Raw genomic sequence first — 13,333 nt, 5'->3', positions numbered from 1 at the left:
CGGGGGCGTGGTGTAAGGTCACGGGCCCTTCCGGCGCTCCCTTCCTGGGGCGCCCCGCCGGCCTCCACCGCCGGGTGCCGCCGCGCGCGCTCTACTTCCGAACGGGCCTCCTCCGGGGCCAGCCCTCCGGCGACCAGTGCCCGGGCCAGCGCCTCGCCGGGCACGCCACGCAGCAGGTTCTCCGACAGCCACGCATCCCACGAGGGTGACAGGGCCATGGCCCCACTCTAGGCCACCCGCGAAGCCGCACGGAAAGGGGGCCCTCCGCCCACATGCCCTACAGGGTCAGCGCGCCCTTGAGGCCCAGCACCACGACGTCGCGCGCGGCCTCGTCAGCGCCGGGGCGGATGTACTGGAGGTTGGGCCGCAGCACGAGCCACGCCGTCGCGTGGAGGCTGTAGTACAGCTCGCCCACGTACTCCGTGCGCGGCACCCGCGCGGTGGGGTCCCGCGCCTGCTTCAGCCGCTGCGCGGTGACGTAGCGTCCGTTGGAGTGCGTGGCGCCCAGCGCGAAGCCCACGTCGTCCTCCGTCCGGCCGAAGACGCCCGTGTACCCCAGGCCCACCGTGTACTGGCCGTCCTGCGTGGAGGTGTCCCGGTCCGCGTGCGTCAGGCGCACGAACAGGTTGAGCCCCTGCGCCGCGTTCTCCGCGCCCAGCACGTGCGTGAGCTGCTGGCGCGCGACGAAGTACAGGCCATACCGCCCCTCGCGCTCCACGCCGGTCAGCAGCACGTCGGGCGCGTTGGACGTGTCGTACCAGGCGCCCAGCTTGTAGAGCCCCTCCAGCAGCCCGCCCTGGAACGTCGGGTTCCACCCCAGCTCCAGGGGCAGCATCACGCCCGTCGCCCCGTTGAAGCGCCCCAGGAAGAAGGCCTCCTCCAGGTTGCGCGGGTTCACCTCGTACGCGGCCAGCTGCACGTAGGCCACCTTCGCCACGTCCAGGCGCAGCCGCGTGCCCCACTGGCTCACCGGCCAGTTGAACCAGTAGTTGCCCACGATGTTGCCGGGCTGCGCGCCGCAGAAGCTCAGGTTCTGGAAGTCGCAGGGGAAGTCCGCGGTGTCCTCGCCCATGGTGACGCGGCCCAGCTTCAGGTGCACCCGCTCGCCCCAGAAGAGCTGGTCGTACCAGAGCTGCGTCAGGCGCCCCACGTTGCCGCGCCCGTACACCTCCTGCACCAGCTGGAGGTTGCCCAGCGCCATGTCCACGTTCAGGTTGTTGCCGTTGCGGTGCGTGAACGTGAACTGGAAGGTGCCGCCCTTGAGCCCCGCCAGCTTCTCCAGGTCCAGGCCCAGCCCCACGTTGAACTGGCCCGCCTGCCGCAGCGCATGCCCCTTGCCGCCGCGCGCGTTGTAGGCCAGCTCCGTCACGTAGCGGACCTGCAGCGCGACGCCCAGCTCGTAGAGCAGCCCGCGCGCCCCGCCCCATCCCCCGGTGAGGCCCGGGGGCATCCTCGTCTCGGCGGCGAAGGCCGGGCCCGCGCACAGCAGGGCCCACGCCATCACCCACGCCGCCCCGCACCGTCCCCGCATCGCACCCGCCCTCGCGCACGCCACGGGTGCTCAATGGCAACGGATGCCAGGATGTCCAGCCGTGCCAGGGGGCCGTCCGTCGCCTTCCCGCCACTCCCCCAAGCCTCGCGAAGGGCCCGGGTGCGGCGAGGAACGAAGCGGCGCGCCGGGAGTGTCCTCCACCCGGCGCACGCCCCCTGCCAGGGGTGCGGCTACTTCTGCGGCAGCGGCACCGTGCGCACGTGCAGGTCGCGCAGCTGCTTCTCGTCCACGTCGCCGGGGGCGCCCGTCATCGTGTCCGTGCCCGTCTTCGTCTTGGGGAACGGGATCACGTCGCGCAGGGACTCCGCGCCCGTCAGCAGCATCACCAGGCGGTCCATGCCCAGCGCGATGCCGCCGTGCGGGGGCGCGCCGAACTTGAGCGCGTCCAGCAGGAAGCCGAACTTCACGCGCGCCTCCTCCTCCTGGATGCCCAGCGCCTTGAACACCTCGCTCTGCACCTTCGGGTCATGCAGGCGGATGGAGCCGCCGCCAATCTCGAAGCCGTTGAGCACCACGTCGTAGCGGTGGCACTTCACGCGGCCGGGGTCGGTCCCCAGGTACTGCACGTCCTCGTCGTGCGGCCGGGTGAAGGCGTGGTGCGCCGCGGCCCAGGTGTTCGTCTCCTCGTCGAACTCGAAGAGGGGCGGGTTCACCACCCAGAGGAACTTCCACTGGCCGCCGCTGCCGTACTCCGGGATGAGCCCCAGCTTCTTCGCCACGTGCACGCGCAGGTTCGCCATCACCGTGTGCACCAGCGACTCGCGGCCGAACTGGAACAGGATGAGGTCGCCCGTCTTCGCGTTCACGGCCTGGTTGATGGCCTGCCGCAGCGCCGGCGTAATCGTCTTGGACAGCGGGGACTGGGTCCACTCACCGCCCTCGCCCACCTTCGCGCGCGCCAGGCCCTTCGCGCCCGCCTGCTTCGCGAAGTCCTCCAGCTTGTCGCTCTCCGCGCGCGACAGCGCCTTTTCCGCCGGGACGACCATCGCCTTGACGATGCCCTTGTCCTGCACCGCGTCCCACATCATGGGCACGCCGCCCGCGGCGCCGTGCTCGCGGATGACGTCGGTGAGCACCACGTGCTCCAGCCCGAAGCGCAGGTCCGGCTTGTCGTTGCCGTACTTCGCCATGGACTCGTAGAAGTCCATGCGCATGAAGGGCGTCGGGATGTCGATGCCCAGCACCTCGCCCCACAGCTTCTTCAGCAGCCCTTCGATGATGGTGAAGATGTCGTCCTGGGTGACGAAGCTCATCTCCACGTCGATCTGCGTGAACTCCGGCTGCCGGTCCAGGCGCAGGTCCTCGTCGCGGAAGCACTTCACGATCTGGAAGTACCGGTCGAAGCCCGCCACCATGAACAGCTGCTTGTAGAGCTGCGGGCTCTCCGCCAGCGCGTAGAACTTGCCCGGGTTCAGGCGGCTGGGGACCAGGAAGTTGCGCGCGCCGCCCGGCGTGTACTTGCCCATGAAGGGCGTCTCCAGCTCCAGGAAGCCGTTGCCCGCCATGTACGAACGCGCCAGCGTGTTCATCTTCGAGCGCGTCATCAGCGTCCGCTGGAGGGGCCCGCGGCGCAGGTCCAGGTAGCGGTGCGCCAGGCGCTTCTCCTCGGAGGTGTCCACGTTGTCCTCGATGAGGAACGGCGTGGGCTCCGAGCGGTTGAAGATGGTCAGGTCCGAGGCCTTCACCTCGATCTCCCCCGTCTTCATCTTCGGGTTCACGTTCTTGCCGCGCGACAGCACCTTGCCCTTGATGCCGATGCAGTACTCCAGGCGCAGGTGGCCGGCCGTCTCGTGGGCCTCCTTGCTGTCCGGCTCGAACACCACCTGGGTGAGCCCTTCGCGGTCCCGCAGGTCGATGAACACCGCGCCGCCATGGTCGCGGCGGTTGTGCACCCAGCCGAAGAGGACCACCTCTTCGCCAACGTTCGCGGCCGTGAGCTGACCGCAGGTGTGGGTACGCTTGACCTCGGAAATGAACGGGACCGCCATGGAGACCGCCTGCGTTTGGTTCGGGAAGGAAGGCCGGGCACCATACCGGATCGTGGAAACGACGCGTCAAGGAATCCATGGCTCCTCCGCCCCCGTGTTTTCACCCGCTTCTCACTCGGAAGACGGGCGCTTGAGCAGGCAGGCGCGCACGTCCCCGCAACCCCGAAAAGCTTCCCGGGTTGGAGCCTGCATGCTGGTGCTGCTGGCGTTGCTGGGGGCGAGCCCCACCTGGGCGGCGGAGGCCGCGGACAGCTCCGTCGCGCTCGAGGCGAGCGGCGGCCACGGCTATGCCCTCTGGAGCCTGCTGGGCGACGTGGGCGTGGGCGAGGCGACCTTCGTCACGCTGGGCTACACCGGCGCGCGGCCGGAGTCCGGCACCGCGGCCACCCACCAGCTCTCCGTGGGCCTGGACCACCTCGCGGGCAGGCACTGGCTGCTGTCCGGCGCCGTCAGCCTGGGCCTGTCCAAGGGCTCCGACACGGAGCTCACCCCGGAGCGCCCCCGCCTCAACCTCCCCGGCCTCAGCGCCCGCACGGGCTACGGCAGCCAGGCGATGCAGCTGGGGGCGGCCTGGGACTCGGCGGGCTTCGACACCTGGGAGTACGGCCTGGACGCGGGCGTGGGCGTCAGCCGCTACCCGCTGCGCCGCCAGCTCTTCACCGTCGCGGAGGGCGCCCCCACGGAGCGCTACGCGCAGGAGGACATCCTCTGGTCGGCCCGGCCCTCTCTGGGCGCGCGGCTGCTCTGGGACGGCCGCTGGGAGCTGGGGCTGCGCGGGGGCTACGCCTTCTACAGCGAGGACCCGCTCACCGCGGGCCAGTTCACCGACGCGGAAGCCGACGCGCTGGCGGACCGGCTCGAGGACCGGGCCGCGCCCGGAAGGCCCTGGCGGGCCTGCGCCTGCGCCAGCTGCGCGACCTGGGCGCGGTCGTGACGCGGCGCCTGGGAGAGGTCAACGCCGGCACCGGCTTTCCCTCCGCCCCGGTCCGCTGGGACGTGAAGCCGTCCCTCTCCTGGCGCCTCACCCCGGCCGTGAGGGGGCAGGTGTCCTACGCCTTCACCCGGTACGTGGCCGGCCAGGGCGTGGCCCACGTGCTGGCCACCCGGTGGACGGTGCGCCTGGGCGACGCGGTGCGGCTGTGGGCCTCCGTGGCCCTCCAGCGGGACGTGCCCCAGGACACCCCGGCGCAGGCCTCCGGCCTGCTCACACTCGGGGGGGAATACACGTTCTGAGCGGTCCGGAGTAAAACGGGCGTCATGCTCCGAACAGTCATCACCGCCGCCGTCGGGCTGACCCTGGCCACGGGCTGCGCGCCGGACAGCGAGGCCCCCGTGAAGGTCTCCGTCCTGTCCCGCTCCAGCAATGGCCAGTACGTCCCCACGCAGGTCGAACTCACCACCATCGAGGACGTCGTCGGCCTGAAGGGCACCGTCGGTGACCTCCAGGGTGGCGCCCGCATCGTCATCGACGTGAACGACCCCGGGCTCCAGAACGCCACGGAGGACACCATCGCGGAGGTGCTGCTCAAGAAGCCCGGCCACGACGTGAAGGCCAGCTACATCACCCAGAAGGATGAGAAGACGGGCGAGGACGTCCTCTGGCCCGCGGACTTCCACTCCTGGAACATGGTGACCTCGTATTACAACCTCGAGCGCGCCAACGAGTACTTCCGCACCGTCGCCAACGTGAAGGTCGCGTCCTTCGAGCCCGCGCCGACGCTCTACTACTTCCCGGACTTCGTCCAGACGCAGCTGAGCAAGGACCCGGCGCGCGACAACGCCATCTTCTACCCGGTGCTCCAGTCGTTCCTGGTGCTGCCGTTCGACAAGATTCAACGCGCCCCGCTGCCCCTCAACGCGGCGGTGATGGCGCACGAGTACTCGCACCTCGTGTTCAACCGGCTGTCGTACGCCGGCCAGTCGCTGCCCCTGGCGCTGGCCACCTGGGGCTCGGACTCGCCCAGCCAGGGCGCCAACGTGCTCAAGGCCTTTGACGAGGGCCTGGCGGACTACCACGCCTACGGCGCCACCTGCCGCAGCCCCAGCGGGTGCGACCCCCGCTTCATGGCGCCCTCCTTCGACGGCGGCCCCTACGCCGGCGTCACCGACGCGCGGGACCTGTCCAACGGCAACCGCTGCATGAGCGCCATCCTGTATGAGCGCGTGCGGCAGCAGGACCTGAACAGCTTCTCCGCGGACGGCGCCGAGTACCAGGTGGGCACGCTGCTGGCGACCGCGCTCTACCAGGCGGGCCGCTCCACCGGGCAGGAGGCCCAGCTGCAGCGCGACATCGTCTCCTCGTACTACGACACGAACCCCGCCACCCCGGGCATCTACCAGTACACCCAGCAGGTGCTGGGGGATCAGACGCTGTTCACGCTGGCCGTCCCCGCGCGGGCCATCATCTCGCACATCACCGACCTGGAGCTGCGCAAGGCCGTCTGCAACGAGTTCATGGACCACCTGCAGATTCCGCGCGCGGACCTCATCGGCGACAACCTCTGCCCGGCCAGCGCGGCGGGCGGCACCACCTGCCCCAGCATCTTCCAGTGAGGCCCGCTCCCTTGAACACCTGGCTCAAGGCCTGCCTCGCCGGCAGCCTGCTCATCTCCCCCGCCGCCTTCGCCCAGAGCGCGGACGACGACGACCCCTACGCCTACCCGGAGCAGGAGGCCGAACGCGCCCAGGAGAAGGCCCGGAAGGAAGACGACGACGCCTACGAGCGGCGCCGCAAGCTGGTGGATGAGACGGACGAGTTCCGCGAAGCCTCCGAGCGCGAGAACGACGACGGCTTCCATGCCATGGCCCGCCTGGACGACCCCAGCCTGGGCGTCGCGGTGGAGCTCGTCGGCGGCGTGCTGCTGGTGGACAGCGCCCGCGGCGACTTCTCCGACAACAAGCCCGGCCTGGGCGTGCGCGCCACCTGGGAGTTCGGCCGCAACTTCTTCACGGAGAACGCGACCCTGCGCGAGGCCCTCTTCGCGGACCTGCGCTGGCTCTACGGCAGCCTCAGTGACGGCACGGAATTCATCAAGGGGGACACGCGGCTTCACTACTTCACGCTCGCGCCCGCCTGGCTGTTCCGCTTCGGCGACTCGCCCTACGGTCTGTTCCTCCAGGCCGGTGGTGGACTCGCCTACCAGAACACCGGCATCACCGTGGGCGACGACGAAACCAAGGTGAACGGCCTCAAGCCCGTGGTCCAGTACGGCCTGGGCATCCGCGGCCGGCCCGCCCTGTCGCGCACGCTGAACCTCACCTTCCGCCTGGAAGCCATGGGCCTGCGGCGCGGCTACGCCAACGACGTCTTCATCGGCGGCAGCGCCGGCGTCGGCTTCTAGCGCCCGCCCCCGGACGTCCCCTCGGCCCCCGCGCCCTTCCCACCCGGGAAGCGGTGGCGGGGGCTGAACTTTTTCCCCCTTCTGCCCTCCCTCCAGCGCCGCGATGCTGGGTCTTCCAAGGAGATGGACCCCTGGCACGGCCCCTGCTTACATTTGCCCCGGGTGGGGGAGTCAGGGGCGTCGGGCTGGAGGTGGAAGATGAACGGTGGTCAGGACCAGGAACAGGGCAACACGCGGCACTGGGATCCGGTGTGCGGCCGGCACCTGGAGGCCCCGGAGGGCCATCCCTCGTCGGAGTACAAGAAGCGCCGGTACTTCTTCTGTTCGGAGGGCTGCCGCACCGCCTTCGAGCGTCAGGCGGAGCGCTTCCGCCTCAACGAGCTGGCGAGGGCCGGCGCGCTGATGTCGCCGGGCCGGGTGCGCTGGGGGCTCGCGTAGCGGGTACGGCGCGCGTCAGGCGGCCTGACGCACGTCCTTGAGGCGCAGGGACAGCTTGCGCTGGCCGCGGAAGGTGTCGAAGCCGGCCTGGAAGGCCAGGTCCACCGGCCCCTCCACCAGCCCCACGCGGTCCGCCATGCCGAAGCCAATGGCATCCAGCTCCGGCGCGTCCACGAGCGCGAGCTTGAGGTGCCCCGCGCCGCTGGCGCCGGACTTCGCGGGCAGCACGCGCGGCCGGGCCTGCTGGCCGCGCAGCACCAGCACCGGCTCCGGGTTGCCCTGGCCAAAGGGCCCCAGCTTCTGCAGCGACTCCACCGCCGTCGCGTCCAGGTCGCGGGGGTTCACCACCGCGTCCACGCGGCAGCGCGGAATCAGGTCCTCGGGCGTCAGGCGCTGGAGCGCAATCCTGGCGAACGCCTCGCGGAAGGCAGGCAGCTGCTTCGCGTCCACGGTGAGGCCGGCGGCGTGCTTGTGCCCGCCGTAGCGCATGAGCAGGTCCGAGCAGCCCGTGAGCGCGTCGTACAGGTGGAACGCCTCGATGCTGCGCGCCGAGCCCTTCCCCACCCCGTCCTTCACGCCCACCATCACCGTGGGCCGGTGGTAGCGCTCCACCACGCGCGACGCGACGATGCCGATGACGCCCGGGTGCCAGCCCTCGTCGTAGAGCACCAGCCCGCGCGAGTCCTTGTGCTCCTCCGCCTGCGCCAGCGCCTGCGTGAGGATGCCGCTCTCGATGCCCTGCCGCTCCGCGTTCGCGCGATCCAACACCTGCGCCAGCGAGCGCGCCGTCTCCAGGGAGTCCGCGCACAACAGCTGGAGGCCCAGGGACGCGTCGTGCAGGCGGCCCGCGGCGTTGATGCGGGCCCCAGGCGGAAGCCCACCTGCCCCGCGGTGACGGACGCGTCCGGCTCCATGCCGGCCACCTCCTTCAGCGCGCGGATGCCGGGCCGGCGGCCCTGGGACAGCTCCTGGAGGCCGTGCGCCACGAGGATGCGGTTGGCGCCGGTGAGCGGCACCACGTCCGCCACGGTGGCCAGCGCCACCAGGTCCATCAGCGCCTTGAGGTTGGGCTCCTTGCGCGTGGCGAAGAAGCCGTCGTCGCGCAGCCGCTTGCGCAGGCCCATGCACAGGTTGAAGGCCACGCCCGCCGCGCACAGCACCTTGGTGGGGTACTCGCAGCCGGGCTGGTGCGGGTTGAGCACCGCCGTGGCGGGCGGCAGCGTGGGCGGCACCGTGTGGTGGTCCACCACCACCACGTCCAGGCCCAGCTCCTTCGCGCGGGCAATCTCCGCCACGGAGGTGATGCCGCAGTCCAGCGTCACCAGCAGGCGCGTGCCGTCCTGCGCGATGCGCTCCACCGCGCCCAGGTTGAGGCCGTAGCCCTCGTCCAGCCGGTGCGGGATGTACGTGGCGGGGGCAGCGCCCAGCTCCTTGAGGAACAGGTACATGAGCGACGTGGAGGACACGCCGTCCACGTCGTAGTCCCCGTACAGCGTCACCTTCTCCTTGAGCCGCACCGCGCGCAGCACGCGCTCCACCGCGGGGCCCATGCCCTTCATCCGGAACGGGTCCGGCAGGTCCGCCAGCCGGTCCGACAGGAAGGCCGACGCCGCCTCCGGCGTGCGGTAGCCCCGGTGGAGCAACACCCTCGCCGCCAACGGGTGCAGCGACAGCTCACCCGCAAGCGAACCGACCTCCTGCTCGACGACATCTGGAAGCAACCACCGCATGGAGGAGGACAGTACCTCAGACGTCCGACCAAGGCAGTCCAACCCGTCCACTCACACCTCCCTCCTGCACGCATGTTCAGCCGGGCGCTCGCCTGCCTTCCTGCCGTCGACCTGCACGGCGGGTGCGCGGTGCCCAGCTTGAGTGCACACCCGTGGACAGGGAGGTCCGCATGCTTCGCAGGTTTCTCCAGGGCGGTGCCCTGCTGGCCGTCGTGTTGGGCGCCGGGCCCGCGCTCGCGCAGAAGAAGCAGGGGGACGTGAACGTCTTTCTGCGCGGCGGCATTGGCGACTACACGGGCGACCTGGGCGACCTGTCGAGCACCGGCCCGCAGTGGGGCCTCACGCTCAACCTCCAGCCCACCACCTTCCTCGGCTTCGAGGTCGGCTACGAGGGCTCGCAGAACAAGGTCTCCGACACGCGCCTCTTCGACGCGCCCTCGCTGGTGCGCAACGGCGGCAGCGCGCTGGTGAAGGTGTCGCCGCCCTTCCTCACCGCGGTGCGCCCCTTCGCGGGCGTGGGCCTGGGCCTGTCCTACGTGGACGTGCGCGGCGCGGGCGCGGGGCTCTACGACTCCGACTTGATGGAGGAGGTGCCGCTCGCGGTGGGCCTGGAGTTCAACACCGGCGGCCTCACGGCGGGCGTGCGCGGCACGTACCGTCTCCTCATCGACCAGGACTTCGCGAATGTCACCTCGACGGACGACAACGGCGGCGGCCTGATGGACGCGTCGCTCACGCTGGGCGCGCGCTTCTGAAAGCGAAGGGCCCTCGCTCCCACGCCTGGGAGGAGGGCCCTCGTCACTTCAAGGCACCGGCGACGGCTCAGGCCGTCTTCGGCTCCTTGGCGCCGTGGTGCGCCTCGCGGGCGTGCGCGCGCTCGTCCAGCCAGATGACCAGCGGGCTGGCGATGTACACGGACGAGTACGTGCCCACGAGGATGCCCACCAGCATCGCCATGGCGAAGTCGAAGATTTCGCCCACGCCGAAGATGAGCAGACCGATGAGCGACAGCGCCGTCACGCCGGAGGTGAGGATGGTGCGGCCCAGCGTGTCGTTGACGGCGATGTTGATGATCTCCGGCAGCGGCTTGCCCTTGTACTTCGCCATGTCCTCGCGGATGCGGTCGTAGACGACGATGGTGTCGTTCACCGAGTAGCCCACCACCGTGAGCAGCGCGGCGATGGACGTGAGGTTGAACTCGCGCCGGGTCACCAGGTAGTAGCCCGCCACCATGATGACGTCGTGCACCATGGCCAGCAGCGCGCCCGGGCCGAACTTGAAGTCGAAGCGGAACGCCACGTAGATGAGGATGGCGACCATGGCGTACACCAGCGCCATGATGCCGCGGTTGCGCAGCTGCTTGCCCACCTGCGGGCCCACGTAGTCCACGCGGCGCTGCTCGAAGTTGGGCTTGTCCAGCCCCGCGCCCAGCGCCGAGTACACCTTGTCCGCCATGCCGCTCGCGACGACCTGGTAGTCGTAGCCGGTGCCGCCCTGGTTCGCGCCCAGGTCACGCACCTCCTGCACGCCGATGCCCGCGCCCTCGACGGCCTTCTTCACCGCCTCCGCGGACATGGGCTGCATGGAGCGGAAGTTGACGATGCCGTTCGCCATGTCCGCGTAGACGTTGCGCGTCTCGCCCAGTCCCTGGATGGCCGTCTTCGCGCGCTCGGCGTTCTCGTCCGTGAGCTGCGTGACGCCGCCCATGCGCAGCAGGAAGGAGTTCTCGTCCGCCGAGCCGATGCCCTGGACGCTGACGTCGTGCAGCCCGCCGGCCTGGGCCTTCTCCCGGACCTGTGCCGCGGTGGTGGGCGTGTTGTACTTCAGCTCCACCACCGTGCCGCCGGCGAAGTCCACGCCGAAGTTGAACCCCACCGCGGCGATGCCGACGATGATGGCCAGGTTGATCAGCGTCGAGATGAAGAGCGCCGGCTTGCGCTTTCCAATGAAGTCGATGTGCGTCTTGTGCTTGAGAATCTGCATGGCGGATTTCCCGAAGGCGCTGGGGGCCGGTTAGACGGACACCGACTGCGCGTTGCGGCCGTGGACGAAGTAGGTCGTGATGACGCGCGTCACGACGATGGACGTGAACAGCGACGCCAGCAGGCCCACGATGAGCGTGGTGGCGAAGCCGCGAATCGGCCCCGTTCCCGTGAAGAACAGGATGAAGCCCGCGAGCAGCGTCGTCACGTGCGCGTCGAAGATGGTCCAGAAGGCGCGGTCGTAACCCTGGTCCACCGCCGCGCGCGCGGACTTGCCGTGGGAGAGCTCCTCGCGGATGCGCTCGTTGATGAGCACGTTCGCGTCCACCGCGATGCCCAGCGTCAGCACGAAGCCCGCGATGCCCGGCAGGGTCAGCGTGGCGTTGAAGAACGCCAGGCCCGCCAGGATGAGCAGGCCGTTGAGGAGGAGCGCCACGTCCGCGATGAGGCCGGACTTGCGGTAGTAGAGGGCCATGAACACGACGACGAGCGCCAGGCCCACCAGCGCGGCCAGGCTGCCCTTCTTGATGAGCTCGTCGCCCAGCGTCGCGCCCACCTGGCGGATCTCCCCCACCGTCACCGGCGCGGGCAGCGCGCCGGCCTTGAGCACCAGCGCCAGCGTCTGCGCCTCGCCCAGCCACTCATCGAAGCTGCGCGCACCGGCGCGGCCCATGGTGATGCGCGCGCGGCCGCCGCCAATCTTCTCGTTGATGCGCGGGGCGGTCTGCACGTTGTCGTCCAGCACGATGGCCATCCGGCGGCCCACGGCGGCCTCGGTGAGCTTCTCGAACTCACGCGCGCCGGCCGGGTCGAACGCGATGTTCACCTCCGGCTCGTTCATCTGGCTGACGGACGCGTCCGCGCCGGACAGGCTCTCGCCCGTGAGCGGCACGTTCTTGTCCAAGAGGTAGCTGCGGTACGCGATGCAGTCGTTCTTCTTCACCGGGTTCGCCACGCACTCGGTGACGACGTCGCGGCCCTCCGGCGTCTTGTCCTTCGCGTACGCCAGCAGCGCCTCGCGGTTGGGCGAGGACAGCTGCGGGAAGCCCTCGTCCTCCACCAGGGTGATCTTGCTCTCCGCCGGGGGCGGGTTCTGCTGGAACATCTGCGCGAACACCTGGGGGTTGGTGTCGTCCACCATCCGGAACTCCAGCTGCGCGGTGGTGCCCACCAGCTCCTTGGCCTGCTCCGGGTTGCTGCGGCCGGGCAGCGAAATCTGGATGGAGTCCGTGCCCAGCTTGCGCACGTCCACTTCGGCCACGCCCCACTTGTCGATGCGGCGGCGGATGACGAGCATGGCCTGGTCCACGGCCTCGTCACGGAAGCGGTTCACCTGGCCCTCGTCCGGCTTGAGCACCAGCGTGCCGCCGTTGCGCTCCTCCAGGGAGAAGTCCGTGAAGGTGGCGAGCACCTCCTTCTCGATGGCGTCCATGGTCGCCGGGTCCTTCGCGGTCAGCGTCAGCTGCAGCCGCTCCGGATCCGTGTCCGCCGTCACCTCGCCCAGCTTCTTGTCGTTGACGTAGGTGGCGATCTGCTGCCCGCGGCGCTCGGTGCGCTTCTGCAGGGCCGTCTTGGTGTCCACCCGCATCACCATGTGGATGCCGCCCTGCAGGTCCAGCCCCAGGTTGAGGCGGTACTTCGCGGGGGGCGCCCACGCCGGCAGCCGCTGCTCCAGCACGGCGATGTTGTTGCGCTCGGCGCGGTCCAACACCACCAGCGAGTAGTACGTCGGGACGAGGAACCAGATGGTCCCCAGCGTCACCGCGACAATCAGTCCGAACTTCCACCACCAGCCGCGGTCCATTACTTCTCCTCCTTCTTCTCGGCGGGGAGCGCCGCCGGGGCGCCCGCCACCGGAACGGATCCCTTCGCACTGACAGCCGACTTGAGCACGCGCACGCGCACCCCGCTGGCGACCTCCAGCGTCACGGTGGAGTCGTCCACCTGGTGGATGCGACCGAGGATGCCGCCGGACGTCACGACGTCATCCCCCTTCTTCAGCCCCGCGAGCAGGTTGCGGTGCTCCTTGAGCTGCTTCTGCTGGGGGCGGATCATCACGAAGTACATGATGGCCACCAGCACGGCGAGGAAGCCGAAGGTCCCCAGGGGAGAACCGGCCCCGGCCTGCGCGAGAATCAGGAAACTGTCAGCCACGTACTGCCTCGTCGTTTGGAAGGGAGGACTCGGGATAGCGGCCCCGACCCGGCGTACGGGTGGGGTCAAAACATCCGAAAGGGTGGCCTCTTAGCAAGGGCGCCCCATGTGAGCAAGTGAACGCCGGAAGCGCGGTAATCCCGTTGCC

The 13,333-nt window shown here is 70.0% G+C and carries 11 protein-coding genes and 2 pseudogenes; 6 read left to right on the top strand and 7 right to left on the bottom strand.

Translation table 11 applies throughout. The annotated features are described in order from the left end of the window. The 3 genes and pseudogenes from ACLEQD_RS06730 to aspS all read right to left on the bottom strand — a co-directional run. Positions 1-218, bottom strand: a pseudogene (locus ACLEQD_RS06730) (hypothetical protein); the annotation flags it as partial. Between the two features lie 59 nt (positions 219-277). Next, the gene (locus ACLEQD_RS06725) at positions 278-1,501 is read right to left on the bottom strand and encodes a carbohydrate porin (protein ID WP_410382648.1); all 1,224 of its coding nucleotides are present in this window, start codon (positions 1,499-1,501) and stop codon (positions 278-280) included. A gap of 221 nt (positions 1,502-1,722) precedes the next feature. Then, positions 1,723-3,540: an aspartate--tRNA ligase gene (gene aspS, locus ACLEQD_RS06720; protein WP_410382647.1), complete on the bottom strand. Its 1,818-nt coding sequence runs from the start codon at positions 3,538-3,540 to the stop codon at positions 1,723-1,725. Between the two features lie 190 nt (positions 3,541-3,730). Here aspS and ACLEQD_RS06715 point away from each other — a divergent pair, with 190 nt between their 5' ends. From ACLEQD_RS06715 to ACLEQD_RS06695, 5 genes are all read left to right on the top strand, one after another. After that, entirely contained in the window at positions 3,731-4,474 is a 744-nt protein-coding gene (locus ACLEQD_RS06715; RefSeq protein WP_410382645.1) for a hypothetical protein, read from the top strand. Further along, positions 4,471-4,773, top strand: coding sequence for a hypothetical protein (locus ACLEQD_RS06710; RefSeq protein WP_410382643.1), 303 nt, complete (start codon positions 4,471-4,473; stop codon positions 4,771-4,773). Before ACLEQD_RS06715 ends, ACLEQD_RS06710 begins: the two co-directional genes overlap by 4 nt. Positions 4,774-4,797: 24 nt before the next feature. Continuing rightward, positions 4,798-6,093 (top strand): hypothetical protein, encoded by a 1,296-nt coding sequence (locus ACLEQD_RS06705; RefSeq protein WP_410382641.1) that lies wholly within the window; start codon positions 4,798-4,800, stop codon positions 6,091-6,093. Positions 6,094-6,104: 11 nt separating this feature from the next. Further along, complete coding sequence (locus tag ACLEQD_RS06700) at positions 6,105-6,881, top strand: hypothetical protein (RefSeq protein WP_410382640.1); 777 nt, start codon at positions 6,105-6,107, stop codon at positions 6,879-6,881. 198 nt (positions 6,882-7,079) lie between these two features. Beyond that, a complete protein-coding gene (locus ACLEQD_RS06695; protein WP_338270526.1) occupies positions 7,080-7,319 on the top strand; it encodes a YHS domain-containing protein in 240 nt (79 codons plus the stop codon). Between the two features lie 15 nt (positions 7,320-7,334). Here ACLEQD_RS06695 and recJ read toward each other — a convergent pair. Continuing rightward, positions 7,335-9,049, bottom strand: a pseudogene (recJ, locus tag ACLEQD_RS06690) (single-stranded-DNA-specific exonuclease RecJ). Positions 9,050-9,219: 170 nt separating this feature from the next. On the opposite strand from recJ, the gene ACLEQD_RS06685 reads away from it, so the two are divergent. Then, the gene (locus ACLEQD_RS06685) at positions 9,220-9,804 is read left to right on the top strand and encodes an outer membrane beta-barrel protein (protein ID WP_410382638.1); all 585 of its coding nucleotides are present in this window, start codon (positions 9,220-9,222) and stop codon (positions 9,802-9,804) included. Positions 9,805-9,871: 67 nt separating this feature from the next. Here ACLEQD_RS06685 and secF read toward each other — a convergent pair whose 3' ends face one another. The 3 genes from secF to yajC are packed head-to-tail and all read right to left on the bottom strand — an operon-like array spanning position 9,872 to position 13,185. Continuing rightward, positions 9,872-11,032, bottom strand: coding sequence for a protein translocase subunit SecF (secF, locus tag ACLEQD_RS06680; RefSeq protein WP_410382637.1), 1,161 nt, complete (start codon positions 11,030-11,032; stop codon positions 9,872-9,874). 30 nt (positions 11,033-11,062) lie between these two features. Next, the gene (secD, locus tag ACLEQD_RS06675) at positions 11,063-12,835 is read right to left on the bottom strand and encodes a protein translocase subunit SecD (RefSeq protein WP_410382635.1); all 1,773 of its coding nucleotides are present in this window, start codon (positions 12,833-12,835) and stop codon (positions 11,063-11,065) included. Next, entirely contained in the window at positions 12,835-13,185 is a 351-nt protein-coding gene (yajC, locus tag ACLEQD_RS06670) for a preprotein translocase subunit YajC (protein ID WP_171417828.1), read from the bottom strand. The genes secD and yajC overlap by 1 nt, the downstream gene beginning before the upstream one ends. Positions 13,186-13,333 lie beyond the last annotated feature (148 nt).

The sequence above is a fragment of the Corallococcus sp. 4LFB genome (assembly GCF_046520365.1).
Taxonomy (GTDB): domain Bacteria; phylum Myxococcota; class Myxococcia; order Myxococcales; family Myxococcaceae; genus Corallococcus; species Corallococcus caeni.
The sequence above is the reverse complement of the archived record's forward strand: the minus strand, read 5'-3'. Positions and strand labels throughout refer to the sequence as shown.

Excerpts from the sequence above, each read along its gene's own strand:
- secF (WP_410382637.1), bottom strand. The coding sequence starts at position 11,032 with ATGCAGATTCTCAAGCACAAGACGCACATCGACTTCATTGGAAAGCGC.
- ACLEQD_RS06695 (WP_338270526.1), top strand. The coding sequence starts at position 7,080 with ATGAACGGTGGTCAGGACCAGGAACAGGGCAACACGCGGCACTGGGAT.
- ACLEQD_RS06705 (WP_410382641.1), top strand. The coding sequence starts at position 4,798 with ATGCTCCGAACAGTCATCACCGCCGCCGTCGGGCTGACCCTGGCCACG.
- secD (WP_410382635.1), bottom strand. The coding sequence starts at position 12,835 with ATGGACCGCGGCTGGTGGTGGAAGTTCGGACTGATTGTCGCGGTGACG.
- ACLEQD_RS06725 (WP_410382648.1), bottom strand. The coding sequence starts at position 1,501 with ATGGCGTGGGCCCTGCTGTGCGCGGGCCCGGCCTTCGCCGCCGAGACG.
- ACLEQD_RS06715 (WP_410382645.1), top strand. The coding sequence starts at position 3,731 with ATGCTGGTGCTGCTGGCGTTGCTGGGGGCGAGCCCCACCTGGGCGGCG.
- aspS (WP_410382647.1), bottom strand. The coding sequence starts at position 3,540 with ATGGCGGTCCCGTTCATTTCCGAGGTCAAGCGTACCCACACCTGCGGT.
- ACLEQD_RS06685 (WP_410382638.1), top strand. The coding sequence starts at position 9,220 with ATGCTTCGCAGGTTTCTCCAGGGCGGTGCCCTGCTGGCCGTCGTGTTG.